The 15,623-nt window shown below is 42.9% G+C and carries 13 protein-coding genes; 12 read left to right on the top strand and 1 reads right to left on the bottom strand.

What is annotated here, in order from left to right; genetic code table 11:
- Positions 1-9: 9 nt before the first annotated feature.
- The 5 genes from croR (at position 10) to CES82_RS05765 (ending at position 4,687) form a co-directional block, all read left to right on the top strand.
- Entirely contained in the window at positions 10-699 is a 690-nt protein-coding gene (gene croR, locus CES82_RS05785) for a response regulator transcription factor CroR (RefSeq protein ID WP_098824406.1), read from the top strand.
- A 28-nt stretch (positions 700-727) separates the two neighbouring features.
- On the top strand, positions 728-1,882 hold the full coding sequence (locus tag CES82_RS05780; RefSeq protein WP_098824817.1) for a sensor histidine kinase: 1,155 nt from the start codon (positions 728-730) through the stop codon (positions 1,880-1,882).
- A gap of 76 nt (positions 1,883-1,958) precedes the next feature.
- A complete protein-coding gene (locus tag CES82_RS05775; protein WP_180245677.1) occupies positions 1,959-3,197 on the top strand; it encodes a D-alanyl-D-alanine carboxypeptidase family protein in 1,239 nt (412 codons plus the stop codon).
- Between the two features lie 324 nt (positions 3,198-3,521).
- On the top strand, positions 3,522-4,325 hold the full coding sequence (locus tag CES82_RS05770; RefSeq protein WP_098824403.1) for an AzlC family ABC transporter permease: 804 nt from the start codon (positions 3,522-3,524) through the stop codon (positions 4,323-4,325).
- 17 nt (positions 4,326-4,342) lie between these two features.
- Positions 4,343-4,687: an AzlD domain-containing protein gene (locus CES82_RS05765; protein WP_098824401.1), complete on the top strand. Its 345-nt coding sequence runs from the start codon at positions 4,343-4,345 to the stop codon at positions 4,685-4,687.
- A 471-nt stretch (positions 4,688-5,158) separates the two neighbouring features.
- On the opposite strand, the gene CES82_RS05760 is transcribed toward CES82_RS05765, so the two are convergent.
- Positions 5,159-6,331, bottom strand: a complete 1,173-nt coding sequence (locus CES82_RS05760; protein ID WP_098824400.1) for a class I SAM-dependent methyltransferase — start codon at positions 6,329-6,331, stop codon at positions 5,159-5,161.
- A 171-nt stretch (positions 6,332-6,502) separates the two neighbouring features.
- Between CES82_RS05760 and CES82_RS05755 the strand changes: the two genes are divergently transcribed.
- The 7 genes from CES82_RS05755 to CES82_RS05725 form a co-directional block, all read left to right on the top strand.
- Entirely contained in the window at positions 6,503-7,417 is a 915-nt protein-coding gene (locus tag CES82_RS05755) for a hypothetical protein (protein WP_098824398.1), read from the top strand.
- 80 nt (positions 7,418-7,497) lie between these two features.
- A complete protein-coding gene (locus CES82_RS05750) occupies positions 7,498-8,577 on the top strand; it encodes an AI-2E family transporter (RefSeq protein WP_098824397.1) in 1,080 nt (359 codons plus the stop codon).
- Positions 8,578-8,614: 37 nt separating this feature from the next.
- Positions 8,615-9,226: a signal peptidase I gene (gene lepB, locus CES82_RS05745; protein ID WP_225364853.1), complete on the top strand. Its 612-nt coding sequence runs from the start codon at positions 8,615-8,617 to the stop codon at positions 9,224-9,226.
- Positions 9,227-9,389: 163 nt separating this feature from the next.
- Positions 9,390-10,079: a 2,3-diphosphoglycerate-dependent phosphoglycerate mutase gene (locus CES82_RS05740; RefSeq protein WP_089108011.1), complete on the top strand. Its 690-nt coding sequence runs from the start codon at positions 9,390-9,392 to the stop codon at positions 10,077-10,079.
- Positions 10,080-10,414: 335 nt separating this feature from the next.
- Entirely contained in the window at positions 10,415-10,651 is a 237-nt protein-coding gene (locus CES82_RS05735) for a hypothetical protein (RefSeq protein WP_225364852.1), read from the top strand.
- A gap of 125 nt (positions 10,652-10,776) precedes the next feature.
- Positions 10,777-11,487 carry a D/L-lactic acid transporter LarD gene (gene larD / locus CES82_RS05730; RefSeq protein WP_098824393.1) on the top strand — a complete coding sequence of 237 codons (711 nt, stop codon included), beginning with the start codon at positions 10,777-10,779 and terminating at the stop codon, positions 11,485-11,487.
- A gap of 469 nt (positions 11,488-11,956) precedes the next feature.
- A partial coding sequence (locus CES82_RS05725; RefSeq protein WP_180245676.1) for a KxYKxGKxW signal peptide domain-containing protein occupies positions 11,957-15,623 on the top strand: 3,667 nt, incomplete at its 3' end.

Below are 15,623 nucleotides of genomic sequence, written 5' to 3'. Positions count from 1 at the left end.
TGTGCAAACATGAAAATTTTAGTTGTTGATGACGACAAAGAAATTGCTCAATTACTGGGCATTTATATTAAAAACGAAGGTTACGATCCAATCACTGCCTATAATGGTAAGGAAGCCTTAACGAAGCTACATACCACGCCAGATATTGGTTTGATGATCTTAGACATCATGATGCCTGAAATGAGCGGTATCGAAGTGATCAAGGAAGTTCGTAAAGACTCTGAACTGCCAATCCTGATTCTGTCTGCTAAGACTGATGATATGGACAAGATTCAAGGTCTGGTCAGTGGTGGTGATGATTACGTCACCAAGCCATTTAACCCACTTGAAGTGATGGCACGGGTTAAGTCATTATTGCGTCGCGCTTCTGATCACGTCACTGACGAGAAGCCGGATGTGTTAGATATCGGTTCCTTAACTATCAATAAGGATTCCCATGAAGTCAAAACTATCTCAGGGAAGTTAGTCAATCTGACTGCCTTGGAATTTGGCATTCTGTACTTACTAGCCAGTCATCCTAACCGGGTCTTTTCAGCGGATGAGATCTTCGAACGCGTTTGGCGACAGGAATCAATCGTTTCAGCCAAAACGGTAATGGTTCACGTTTCACATTTACGCGATAAGATCGAAGAAGCTACCGGTGGCGAGAAGGTTATTCAAACGGTTTGGGGTGTCGGTTATAAGATTGAAACACACTAGGGGAAATATGAATACAGATAGCAAAGGAATGAAACTCACAGCAAGGGAAAAAAGCGCGCTGATCATGGAAGGTATCGTGACCGTCGTGCTTTTGCTGTTACTTAATCTTTCGGTGATTGTCCTGTTAAACGAAATGATTCAGACGAACCCGGGCCTTCAAGACGGGATTTTTATCATTAAACGATCGGTAATTATTGGGCCAGCCCACTACCAACTCTGGAGCTGGGAGAACATTTTTATTGCGTTAATGCTTATCTTTGATGCTGGCGTGGTTTACTGGCGGCTGATTCGTCGTTATCGGCAGATGCAGTTACGGCACATTATTGACGAATTGCATTATATTGCTAATGGCCATTTTGATCACCGGATTCCCTTTACCATCAAAGGTGAAACACAGCGGGTGATTACCTCAGTGAACGCGCTGGTTGATTCAGTGATTGCTTCGATGACCGAAGAACGCCGTATTGAAAAATCTAAGGATGAACTGATCACTAATGTCAGTCATGACTTACGGACGCCATTGACCTCGATCATTGGTTATTTGGGTTTAGTAGAAGATCGGCAGTATCATTCAGAAGAGGAGTTACTTAAATATACGAATACCGCCTTTAATAAAGCTAAGCAGATGAAATCCTTGGTAGATGATCTCTTTGTCTATACGAAAATGCGGCAGACAGATACGCCATTGTCGATTGCGGAGCTAGATATTGGTCAAATGTTGGAACAGTTGGAAGCCAGCTTTGAACTGGAAGCCGGTGAAAAGGGCATGTCAATCAATATTGAAGTACCTGATAAACCAGTGCGGATTGAAGCGGATGGTGAAAAACTGGGTCGGGTATTCAATAATTTAATTACGAACGCTTTGAAGTATGGTGAAGGCGGTAAGCACATTAATTTACGTGCTGAGCAACCGAATGACGAAGAAGTCGTGGTCAGCGTTGAAAACGATGGTAAGAAAATTCCCGAAGCAGCCTTATCACAGGTCTTTGAACGGTTTTATCGAGTGGAAGGTTCCCGTTCTAAAGCCACGGGTGGTACTGGTTTAGGATTAGCCATTGCCCAAAGTATTGTTAATCGGCACGGTGGTTATATTTACGTGACGTCAAGTGACAAACTGACCCGGTTTATCATTCATTTACCAGTCAAAAATGGTACGCAATTAAAAGACAATCGAGAAAAATAATTCTGTGGAGGCACTCATGACGACTGTTAAATCTCCAAGAAATAGCCTACATATCGGGCTATTTTTGTGCATTTTCATGATGACATTAATGTTTGGCGGACTGACTGCAAAGGCGGCCAGTCCTAATCTACAAGTCAAGTCAGCGATTGCGGTGGATGCGCAAACTGGCCAGATTTTGTATCAGAAAAATGATCAGCAGAAATTACCGATTGCGTCCATGACTAAGTTGCTGTCGACGTATATTGTGTTAAATGACATTAAGGCTGGCAAGTTGCATTGGAATCAGCAGGTGGCTATTAGCCCCGAAATCGCCAAGATGAGCCGCAATGCCAATTTGACGAACGTGCCGTTGAGCGCAAACCGGAAGTATACGGTGCGTGAGCTGTACCAAGCCAGTCTGATTACTTCAGCTAACGCGGCGGTTTCGGCTTTGGGTAACGCTGTTTCAGGTAGTCCTCACCAGTTTGTGAACCGGATGCGGTCAACTGCCAAACAGCTGCATTTAAACAGTGCACATATTGTGACGGCTTCAGGCATCACTAATGGTCAAGCTGGTCAGTTAGGCTATTCTTCAGTTTCCAAAAGTGATGAAAATACCATGTCCGCTGAAGATGTTGCTCGATTATCACAGATCATTTTAAAAACCTATCCTGAGATCCTTCAGACCACACGTCTAAGTACGGCGTGGTTTGATAAGGGGGGCAGCAGCCAGACACTGATGCATACTTGGAATCTAATGCTGAAGGGTCAAAGTCAGTATCAGGCTAATTTACCCGTAGACGGCTTAAAAACAGGGACTTCAACGGCTGCTGGCGGTAACTTTGTCGGCACCGTTAACCGTGATGGTCACCGGATCATTACCGTTGTGATGCATGCTCAAAATAAGAAGTCTGGAGACCCAGCACGTTTTATTCAAACTCGGAAATTAATGAACTGGGTGTACGCTAGTTATCAACCGGTAATCCTGAATGCCCAAACGTTCCAAATAGGCAATGTTAAAGTGCCCATGGGGAAAAGTCTGAACGCTGAAGCAACGGTAGCTAAACCAACGACAGTTTGGATTGGTAAGAATCAGTCGAGAAAGCAACTTAAGTTCAGAGTCGCTCTCGGGGCGGATTATCGTGAGAAAGATGGGCTGAAGGCACCGTTAGCCACTAATACGACCATTGGGAATGTGAAAATTACGTTAGGTGGTCAATCAATTTCACAAATTGGCCAATCAGGGACTTTATCTTTACCGATTAAAACGCTTAATGATATAAAACGGGCAAATTGGATAGTTCGTACTTGGCGTGACTTTTTATCATTATTCTAACTACCAACCGTTTATAAACGTTAATTACGGACTTTAATAAAATAATATTTAATATTGTTTGTAAATTAAATTAATAACGGAAAAATGTAAGATGAATTTATTGTTTTTTTGTCCAGCTAACTTGTGAAAACACCGTAGGAAAACGGGATGAAACATGGTAAAATGTCCTTGTATTGTGTAATTGTCGATTTATGGAGCGGATGCACGACTTTGATAAGAGTGACTTAACATGAGTCATTATCTTGTGTCAAACGTGCTCCAGCAGACAGGAAGTTACTTTTTAGATGCTGCTCCCTAAGCGTCTGCTTCGCCACTCTACCTTTTATGGAGGCATCATTCTTGACAAAACAAGTGCCAAACCCTAACGAGCCCAAATGGCGTTCAACACTCAATGTTGCTATGCCATTGAACTTAAGTTATATTCCAATCGGATTAGCTTGCGGTGTGCTGTTGCATGCTGCCGGTTTCAATACGATTTTAACCGGGCTTGTGTCAATTTTTATTTTTTCAGGCGGTGCGCAATTTATGATTGCGTCCATGCTAACGATCAATGCACCATTACTGTCTATCGTGTTAATGCTGTTCTTCTTGGAATTGCGTTATGCGTTGCTTGGTTCAAGTCTATCCAAGTATTTGGTGGGAACATCAGAACGATTTAAGTTGATCTTTGCGGTTTCGATGAACGACGAAAACTACGCGGTGAACTATTTAAAATTTGCCACTGATAAGAAGTGGACACCCCGTGAAGCACTAATGGTTGAACACTATTCCTTACTGTTTTGGACCATTAGTAACATTATCGGTAGTTTAGTCGGGAGTGCCCTAAAGATTGATTTAACGGTGGTTCATTTTGCGCTTACGGCGCTGTTCCTCTACATGATCATCATGCAGGTTAAGAACCGGCTGACGATTTTCATCGGTTTGATTGCAGCGGTATTGGCAGTGTTCTTCCTCGTATTGACAAAGAGTACGTTAGGATTAGTTATTTCAACGTTGATTTCATCATTTATCGGGTTTGCTTTGGAGCATTATTTACGTAACAAGAAGCCGGGCAGTCATTTCCTATATAAAGTTAGGAGTCCAGCCAGCAAAGAAGCAGCAGTCGAAGAAGAGTCGGACGAGAATTAGTTAAGTAGGGGACAGATATGGCAGCAGTAAATCACTGGAATACAGCGCAACATCTCTTATTAGTTATCTTGGGGTTCTTCGTGGCCTTTGCACCACGTTACTTGCCAATCAAGATTTTTACACAGCGTAAAATTCCGGAATGGTTCAACGAATGGATGAAGTTCATACCAGTCTCGCTGTTTACAGCACTGGTCGTGAAAGACGTTTTTGTGAGCCCGACTTATCAATTTGACGTTGTTCATCATATACCGGAAATCATTGCCTCAGTTATTGTTGGATTGATTGCGTACTTCACGCGTTCAATGGCACTTTCTGTGGTGGTGGGACTGGTCAGTGTATTCTTACTGGCGGTTGTGTTGTAAGTGAACTTAAATTTGAATACTTATGGGCTTTTAAGCCCGTGTGAATAGTAAAGCAGCGTAACCTCGAGTGGGTTGCGCTGCTTTTTTGGGTGATTTTGTTTATATAGCCGAATCGGGCTCCACCAGGCAGAGAGCTGCATGTAAGTTACTTCCGGCATAAATCCAAGTTCGGGATTTTTGCCGAAAGCACCTTACACTCCGCTCTCTAAGCGCCTGGTTCCGCACCTTACTTAATCAGGCTCCACCAAGCAGAGAGCTGCATGTAAGTTACTTCCGGCATAAATCCAAGTTCGGGATTTTTGCCGGAAGCACCTTACACTCCGCTCTCTAAGCGCCTGGTTCCGCACCTTACTTAATCGGGCTCCACCAAGCAGAGACTTGCGCCTAACGCATCAGCACTATAAATCCAAGCCCGGGATTTACAGTACTAATACGTTAGGACTCCAGTCTCTAACCGCTTGTTTCCGCACCTTACTTATTCATATATCCCCTCGTCATCGGTAACTCCTTTGAAGAAGGTCCCTTTGACACCAAGAACTGCATGACATCAATATTACCCGATGCGAAGGACGCCGCACACGCCTGCAAATAAAGATCCCACATCCTCGTGAAGCGTTCATCCATCATTTTGGTGATTTCCGATTCATGCGTTTTGAAGTTTTTATCCCAAATTTCCGTCGTTTTTTGGTAGTGCCGCCGCAAGGTTTCCAAGTCATCTAGCTGTAGACCGGCATCCAAAATATGCTGCATATTTTCCGTTAAACCTGGGACGTAACCACCTGGGAAAATCCACTTGTTCAACCAGCCGTTGTTAGCACCCTTACCTTGACGGGTGATGCCGTGAATCAGCGCCACACCGTTTGGTCGCAGATACTTAGCAACATCCTTGAAGTATTCGCCGAGGTTTTCTTCCCCAACATGTTCGAACATGCCAACGGAAGTTACATAGTCCCACTGGCGATCGCCCAGTTCACGGTAGTCGACCAGTAATACTTCAGCAACATCCTCCAAGTGTTCATCGGTGATTCGTTGCTGAACCAAATCATATTGTTCCTGGCTGAGTGTGACACCGGTGACCTTTAAATGATATTCCTTGGCAGCAGTTAACATTAAAGTGCCCCAGCCACAGCCGATATCCAGCAACGTTTTGCCAGGTTGCGGGTTAAGCTTATTGATGATGTGGTGCACCTTATTGATCTGTGCGGTTTCCAGATCATCATCTGGATGTTCGAAATAGGCACAGGAATAAGTCAACGTTTTATCCAGCCATAATTTGTAGAAGTCATTTCCTAGATCATAGTGGCTTTGGATATCTTGTTTGCTTTCCTTCTCGTCGTGTTTTTGCTTCGGCAGGAAGTGGATGAACTTACTGTTATGGAAGAAACTGTCGGCGGTTTCGTAGGCTGCGGTGATCAACTTTTCGATACTGCCGTCGATTTCAATCTTTTTATCCATGTAACCTTCACCCAGGGCAATCGAAGCATTCTTACGAATATCGTTAATTGGAATGGGTTCGTTCAAAGTAATGTGAACTTCAGGGTCGCCATCTCCGTAAGTTTCTGTTTTGCCGTCCCAGTAAGTGACCTTAACTGGAATATTAAATGAACGGCTCAGAAAGGTTTTGTAAAACGTCTTTTCAAGCATGAATTTCAATCCTTTCTTTATTAAATGCAATAATTAATACTTATCAATTATACGCCTTTTCGTCAAGCGAGTATTTTTTAGCTTTTAGATAATCTTGTTAATCGCTACTGCCGTAGGAATTGGCAACATGTTATAATGAAAAATAAGATACCGAAAGTGGGAGGAATTACATTGAAGAAGTGGATCTGGACTATCGTGGCTGTCGTGATTATCGCCGTTGTTGGCGGTGTCGCCTTTACGGGTCATCACATGACGCAAAAAGCTTATTCGACAGCGATGATGACTGGGAAAGAAGCGGTCAACAAAAAGAACTATTCTATTGCTGAATCGTCGTTTCAAGAAGCATTGCGGCACCGTACTAACGATAAACAAGCGCAGGGGTATTTGACTCAAACTCAAAACTTTGTGTCAGCTGAATCAGCAATGTCTGATCATGAGTTTGGTACTGCAAAGTCAGACTATACGAAGGTCAAAAATGCCAAAACTGGGCTGTCAACACTGAACAAACGTGCTAAAACAGCGTTGACTCTATTAAAGACCGTTCAGCTTAAAGCGGAGATGTTCCAAGATGTCTACGATCAGGCTTTAACTCAAAATCAGGGGCAGTCTTATGAAGCCTCTAATGCCACTTTGGATCGGATTTTCAAGGATGCTGAAGCTAAAGAACCCTACTACACCGATATTTACAATAAAGCAGTGGATCTACGTAGCGCTAATAATAAAGCTATCAAGAATGGCGGTGACGGCACTGCCAGCAACAGCACAAGCACAAGTCCCACTGATAGTTCAGCAAGTACCGACAGTTCAGCCTCAAGCAGCACTAGTGGTCCCGCAAGTTTAACGGATACTGAAAAGCAGGCTGCTAAAAACTATAAGGGTTCCAATGAATTCACGGTTAAGAAGTCACAGACTGAGATCAATGGGAAGACGATTACCGCTGCGCAAATCGCCAGTGCCCGCAAAACGTTATCATCAGTAGGCGTTTCAGCTGGCAGTTTTTCGGATCAGGATATTAGAAGTGGGTTGATTGCTGCTAATAAAGCTGGTATTTCGTTTAAATCATACGCACAAAAAAATTATAAATAACAGTGATGGTCCTTGTTTGGCCACGATGTTGTGTGACCACAAGGGCTATTTGAATCTATCCGTAAGAGGGAAGGGACGCCATGAGTTTATATCAGCGATTTGTTAACAATGTTGTCCTAAGACGGTGGGTCGTTTTAGGTATTCTGATTGGGGTACTGTGGCTAGTCAGATCTGAAATGAGTAAGATTTTACTGACTTTTATCTTCACGTTTTTGATTATCAGGCTGATCAGGGGAATTCAGCATCACGTAAAGATACCCTATCAACTTATTGTCATCGTGGTTTATGCCTTACTCATCATTGGGCTTTACTTCGCTATTACCATTTACATTCCTAAGATTACTGTTCAGGTGGTTTCGGGTGTTCAGTCGATTTACAATTTCTATCAGAATTCGGCTAATGATACCAATCAGACGGTTAAATTAGTTTCAGACTGGCTTGGTAAATCCAATCTTTTGCCACAGGTCAGAAGTGGCTTAAAGGTCCTCGTGGACTACATTACAAGTATCGGTTCCTTTGGTGTGACAATTGTCTTGTCAATCATCCTAAGCTTTTTTTATACCATCGAGCTAAGGCCCATGGAAGCTTTTTCTAAGCTGTTTCTGAGCAGTGATTATGGCTGGTTTTTCCAGGATATCTCTTACTTCGGTCACAAATTTGCGGATACTTTTGGGGTCGTCTTAGAAGCGCAGTTCTTAATCGCGCTGTTTAACACGGCCATCACAACCATTGGTCTTGCCTTTCTTCACATTCCGCAACTATTGGCAGTGGCAATCATGATCTTCATTTTCAGTTTGGTACCAGTAGCGGGGGTCATCATTTCAGCAATCCCACTCAGTATTCTGGGTTACGCGGTTGGCGGTGCCAGGGATGTGGCAACGATTTTGATTCTGCTGCTGGTGGTTCATGCCATCGAAGCTTACGTGTTAAATCCTAAGCTGATGTCCAGTAAAACTGAACTGCCAATTTTCTATACATTCGTGGTATTATTGGCAGGTGAAGCGATGTGGGGCATCTGGGGATTGATTGTTAGTGTCCCCATCTTCACTTTCTTCCTAGATATTCTGGGAGTTAAAAAGGCTCACGGCCTGTACGTGGCGCCTAAAGAATTAAAAAAGAAAATTAAAGAACGACGTCAACGCTGGCGGTCGGACGACTAACGGTGCGGATGTTGATTAACATATTGGAGGTTTTATTTTGAAAAAAACACTCTCGTGGTTGATACCTGTTGCAATCGGGTTATTGCTGGCTGTTGGGATTCGCTTTCTCTGGTTGGTACCAGTCAACGTTTCTGGTGCGTCAATGGAACCGAATTTGAAAAATGGCCAACATGTCGTGGCGGTTAAAACAGCTAAGGTAAAACACAATTCAGTGATCGTTTTTGATGCTTCTGGGGTTGACCCTAACGCGGCACCAAAGGAAAATTACGTCAAGCGGGTCATTGGTATGCCAGGTGATTCGATCCGTTACAGTAAGACGGGAAAATTGTACGTCAACGGTAAGTATCAATCTCAAAACTACATTTCTAAGTACGAACAGCAGGGGGGCACTCTTTCTGGTTACAATAACGGGTTTAACTTAGTCACCGCCGCTCGTCAAAACGACTGGAGCAACAAGTGGAGCTTAGCTATTGGCAATAACCGTGTCAATAAAGTGCCAAAGAATTGCTACTTCGTGCTGGGGGATCACCGGAGCGTTTCCGAAGATAGCCGAGTTTATGGTTTCGTACCAAAGAGTAAACTGGTGGGTGTCGTGAAAGTCGGTTTCTGGAAGAGCAACCACAAAATCATTAACGATTACCAGAATTAGGTGTGCAAATCAGTTCACAAATAATTAATCTTTTTAAGCGGGTTCAATCTATGAAAGGATTGAACCCGCTTTCCTAATGTGAAAAGCGAATTGGGACTGGAATTACAGTTGATTTGGTGTAAAATAGTTTGGGTAATTAAAAGAAGAAAGAGGTATTTAACTAATGGCTAAATTAGTATTGATCCGTCATGGTCAAAGTGAATGGAACTTATCTAACCAATTTACTGGTTGGGTTGACGTTGACCTTAGTGATGAAGGTGTTAAGCAAGCTATCAACGCTGGTAAGTTGATCAAGGAAGCAGGCATTGAATTCGACTATGCTTACACTTCTGTATTGACTCGTGCTATCAAGACGTTGCACTACGCCTTGGAATATTCAGACCAACTCTGGATTCCAGAAACCAAGACTTGGCGTTTGAACGAACGTCACTATGGTGCTTTGCAAGGCCAAAACAAGGCTGAAGCAGCTAAGAAGTTCGGTGACGAACAAGTCCACATCTGGCGTCGTTCATACGATGTTTTGCCTCCATTGCTGAGTGCAGATGATGAAGGATCAGCAGCTAACGATCGTCGTTATGCTAACTTGGACCCTAACATCGTACCTGGTGGCGAAAACTTGAAGGTTACCTTGGAACGGGTTATGCCTTTCTGGGAAGATGAAGTTGCACCTAAGTTGTTAGATGGCAAGAACGTCATCATTGCAGCTCACGGTAACTCATTACGTGCTTTGAGCAAGTACATTGAGGGTATCTCAGATGAAGATATCATCAACTTGGAAATGAAGACGGGCCAACCAGTCATCTATGACTTCGATGAGAAGTTGAAGGTATTGGGAAAGAGTAAGTTAGGCTAGAGTGTGAAAGCAGGCGGTTAAGGAGCGGCGTGTAAGGTGATGTTGGCAAAAATCCCGGGTTTGGATTTATGCCAACATTGACTTACACATAGCTCCTTGCCTGCTGGAACACGTTTCGGCTATATAGAATCAGAGTGTGGAGTAGACCGTTTAGACCGCGGAGTGTAAGGTCTGGTCTACATAACACGTTTCAGCTATATAACATAAAAATAAGTCAAAAAAGTGGTCACTAACGGGCGTTTCGTCTGTCCCGTGGGTGATCATTTTTCTGCGCTAAATCGCAGTAGTATCAATTCAACATTGTATATAAATAATCGAACAGGAGTAACAGAATTTTGGATAACGAAACAGAAGTCAGTCAACGAGAAATGTTAAAAATCATCGGTCTTTTTAGAAAAAACGGGTTCAAAGGTGAATACGAAACCTTTGAAAAGTCTAAGGAAGAAACGGGCGAGTACTTTGTCGTCGTTACGGATGAAAATACTCATATCAAGGGATTATTTAAAGCTAACCCTAGTAAAGACATGGTTGCATTTCAGCATGTTTTAAACGATCATAATACAGTTGCGTAGTCATTAACGACAGAGTTAGTCATACCTCTGAAGTTCGCCAGTCAACGAATTCAGAGGTATTTTTTTGTTAAAAAAGATAGTACAGTCACACACAAACAATTAAAGATTGGGATGGCATAAGAGAGATGCATCAATTAATGGCAGAGTTTATGGGCACAGCCCTAATGATTTTATTTGGGGTGGGTGTCCACGCTGACACAGTATTAAACGATACAAAATATCATGGTTCAGGTCACTTGTTTGCGATTACGACTTGGGCATTTGGTATTTCAGTTGCGCTATTTATTTTTGGTAACGTAACAATCAACCCAGCAATGGCTTTCTGCATGTTTTTATTAGGCAACATGACCTTCATTACATTTATTGAAACAGCTATTTTTCAAATGGTCGGCGGGGTTGTCGGTGCGTTAATCGTGTACGTGATGTACGCTGATTCATTCAAACATTCTTATGATAAAGTTGATCCAGTGACGATTCGTAATATTTTTTCAACGTCACCAGCAGTACGGAATTTGCCACGGAATTTCTTTGTCGAATTCTTCGATACGTTTTTATTTTTAACTTCTATTTTGGCGATTTCTCGGATTCACATTCCAGGCATCGTACCAATTGGTGTTGGCTTAGTGGTCTGGGCAATCGGTATGGGACTGGGTGGTCCTACTGGGTTCGCCATGAATCAAGCCCGGGATCTCGGCCCACGGATTGCACATGCCATTTTACCCATTAAAAATAAGGCGGACAGTGACTGGCAATACGGTTTAATCGTGCCTGGTATTGCGCCATTCTTTGGTGCAGTAGCAGCGGCATTGTTTGCTAAATTTTATTTAGGAATTTAAAGTTAATTAAATATATTTTAAAGGGACTAAGAATGCGGACAGCACTTTTAGTCCTTTTACTACTTATTAGTAAAATATTATAGACCTTTGTTTGGTATAGTTTATTTTTTAGCGATTTAATAGAAAAAAATCGTATATTTTTATCAGAAATATCGTCCGTATCTCTGTAAATAATATTATTTATGAACTACAATACTGTTGTATGAGCAATAATCTATTTATGATAGATTTCAGAGAACAGGTGTTGCCTTTACGTTATGGAGAAGTTGCGTATCGGCTATGTGATGCTTGAACAGTTACACCTGTGAAAGAGGGGGATAGGTATGCTAGAAACGATAAAGATTACCCATCGGTTATCAGGGAAGTACAGAACTGAATTTGTATAGATATTGTATTGAATAGACATGAACAAGAATTAAAACGGGTTTTAATGAAAGAAAGTGTAATTTTGAGAAATCGAAATAAGCTTATGAAATGTAACGAGACCAGACACTATAAGATGTACAAAGCAGGGAAGAATTTTCTCTTTGCAAGTATTTCTATGATGGCGATGGGCTCTTGGATGTTTTTGAACCAAACTGCATACGCTGACGTTAAGCCAAGTGTTGCAATCACGGCACAGGTAAAGACGCCTACGAGCAGCACTAATAGTGATCAGGCAGGCACTCAGAGTTCAGCTGCTTCTGGTAGTACAACACAGGGTCAATCTACTGATGGGAGTAGTACTGACCAAAAAAGTAACGAAGGGTCAAGCACTGATACTGCAACGGCTACAACTCAAGCAAATACCTCAACATCTACAAGTACTAAAGAAACAGCAACGGGTAATGCGACTAACAATACGGCACAGCCACAATTTAAGTATGAAGTAGATGCGACGTCTGAAACGTCGAATGTAGACCAGAGCAATGCAAGCGCTGCCCAAACTGACACGCCAACTACGACTTCGAATGCACCGACTAGTTTGAAGACAATTGATCAATTAAATGGTGAATACATCGACGATAAAGGTGATGTATCAAAAACAAAGCCAGCTCCAGCAACTGGTGGTGGTCAAACTGCAAGCACTGCTGATATGTCTAAAGATGTTACTGGCGACTTAACAGCAGTTACCGATAATGGTAATACCTATTACACCACAACTGACGGTAACTTTTCGGGTCAAGGTGGGCAAAATAATAAGGATGCCACGCCACATGTTGTTGTTGCCACAAAGGGTCAGCAGTTCGATAACTTTGGCAAGGTCTATCGCGACAGTAAACAGAAACAATGGGTATTGCTGGCTGCAGATACTACGGGCGCTGCTGGTTCATATTCCTTTAAGAATCAAATTGATACCACTTCTAATTTCGATATTCAGGGTGAATGGTATATGAGCAAAAATGACCCTGGTGGTGGTGTCGGCATTATCTTACAACCAGTCAACCCGCAACTTGCAGGTATTGGTAGCAGTAGTAATGCCGCAATTGACATTGGGATTCAAGGGCAGAAAGATACTACGTTTTTAGGGTTTGATGGTTATACCAGTGGTAAAAAAAATGACCACGATACTGCCCCTGGTACCTTGACTATCCGTCAGACAGATAGTCAAGGCTCCTACGATCCTACGGATGGTGGTGGATTCAATAATTTAACATTAGATACCACAAATAGTGTTAATGCTCAGTATGTAAAAGACAAGAATACCAATCAGCTAGACGATGATAGTCCATATGCGACTGTAGGGGAGAATGAAGGTGATACACTGGATGTTCTCTTCGATGTTAACTGGAAACCAAATGATGGTAGTGTGGGTACAGATGGCAATGTTACCGGGACGTTGGCAGTATCTGCATATAATCCCAGCGGTTCAACGACAGACAAGCCTCTAGGAAAAATCGTTACTGATAACGTTAAATTGCCGAGTGCTTCATCTATTGCACTATTTGGTGCATTAGGTGGTAGTGGTGCAGGTGTGACCGTACAAGGACGAATCACATCGTACGACTTACAACAAGTTTCACAAAAAGTAAGCGTCAACTACCTTAATATTGATACTGGTGCCACGGTAAAGGCACAGACTCAAATCAATGCTAATGTTGGTAACACGTTGGACGTTGAGGAAACCACTTCAGGCACTAGTGCTAGTTACGGTGCGCCTGTTATTAGTGGTTGGACCTTTGTTGGCGCTGTTGGAACGGACACTACTGGTAATTATCAACAAACTACTATGGACGTTGTTAATACTAGTACGCTGCCTGATGATGCTAAGGGTACTTATAACACCATTAACGTCTATTATAAAAAAGTTGATGCTAACGCAAAGAGTCGGACTGTTGCGCCTTATACAACACCTGATGGCACATCTGTACCCGAAGCTAGTCAAGCATCTGTGGGTGCTACGTCAATTCCAGCTGTAAAAGCCGGAACGACCACGCCCATTACGGATGCAAAGGGTAATCCAATTGATCTTTCCACAACTTTAAAAGCAATTCCAATTCAACAAGTGGCTGGTTATGTTTCTGGTTACACCACGGGTGGCGGAACCTTTAAAGCAGCTACTGCAATTCCATCCAGTAATGGTAGCGATGCAGGTACGACTTACACGGTACAATACGAATCTACATCACCTAAATTAGCGGATGTAACAATTCCGGAAGGTGCGACACCACAAATTGGCTTGGCTGCTAGTGACAATACGGTTGCGCCAACAGTTTCTTTGACCCGAGACGATGTGACAGTTACGCAAGATGGTAATACAATCAGCGGTGCTTATTCAAGCTTGATAGCTGGTAAATACGAAATCAGTTTGACAGCTAGTGGGCAAGCTAAAGTTGTAGCTGCCTACGGTGTTGATGCAAGTAAACTTGACTTTACTCACTCAGCAGGTACGTTGATGGTTGGGACTACTACACTGCCAGTTCAAAAAGATTCTGATGGTGGGACAACCCAAATAACGATTGATACCAAAACTAAAAATGTCATCATGGTTGATAAGACTTGGAGCGATGGTGATGTTTCACACGTTGAAATCAATACAACCGATAATACAGCAACGTTGACTGAAACTGATAACGGCGGTAGTGCTGTTGGACCGCAGAAGGCAACCATTAATCAAGCCGACACTGTGGGTGCGACAACTTTGGTTTATCACGGTACGGGCCAGAGCAGTACTGACAAGATGTTTGATTTGACTCATGTAAATGCCAAAGCAACGACAAGTGATAATCAACAAGTAGTTACGATTGCTACTGGTGGTGATATTACTTACGTTAATAAAGGTACGTATGATCAAGGACTCGCCGCTGGTAAGGCTGACTATGCTGCTGGAAAGACTGAACAAACTAGTACGCAATTAACTACTGCTAATAATTCAACTGACTATATTTCGGGGTATCAGCAAGGATATGAAAGTACTGAAGGTACGCATGATGGTACTGCTTTGGGTGAAACTGGTGCAACTAATCCTGGTGACATGGCAGGTAAATCTCAGATATATCAAGATGCTTATAAGACAGCATTCAATACGGCTAGTGGAGAATATAAGTCTGGTTTTGCGGCTGGTGGTAGTGACGCTACTGCTAGCAAAGATAAAGTTGATACCTCAACCCAGACTGTAGCTTATCAGAATGGTTATACTGCTGGTTATGATACGAATGCTGGTGCAGCGGCAGGTAAGAGTGATGGTTCAGTTGGTGAGGCTGCTGTAGATAACAGTACGAAGTCACAAACTTATCAAAATGCATATGCGGCTGCATATAATAAAGCTAAGGATACCTTTGATGGTACTCAAGCCGGTAATAGTGATGGCTCAGCGGGGAAGCCGGCTGCCGATAACAGCAAGCAAAGTACCGATTATCAAACGGCTTATTCGACAGCCTATACAACCGCAAAAGCCAGTTATGATAACGATTATCAAGCTGGTGACAAGACAGGTTTAGCTGGACAGCCAGCAGACCCGACTAAAACGAGCGCTGGTTACAGTGCCGGTTATGCGGCTGGTCAGCAGAGCTACACGGATGATAAAAAGACTGGGTCAGATGCCGGAACCGCAGATGGTTCCGCTGGTAAGCCAGCAGCCGATCTGAGTAAAGTTAGTCAAGGTTACAAAGACGGCTACACGGCAACTTATCCAGCAGCCAAGGCAACCTATGATA

The sequence above is a fragment of the Secundilactobacillus silagincola genome (assembly GCF_002583405.1).
In the GTDB taxonomy this organism is placed as follows: domain Bacteria; phylum Bacillota; class Bacilli; order Lactobacillales; family Lactobacillaceae; genus Secundilactobacillus; species Secundilactobacillus silagincola.
This window is presented reverse-complemented; position numbering and strand designations above follow the sequence as displayed.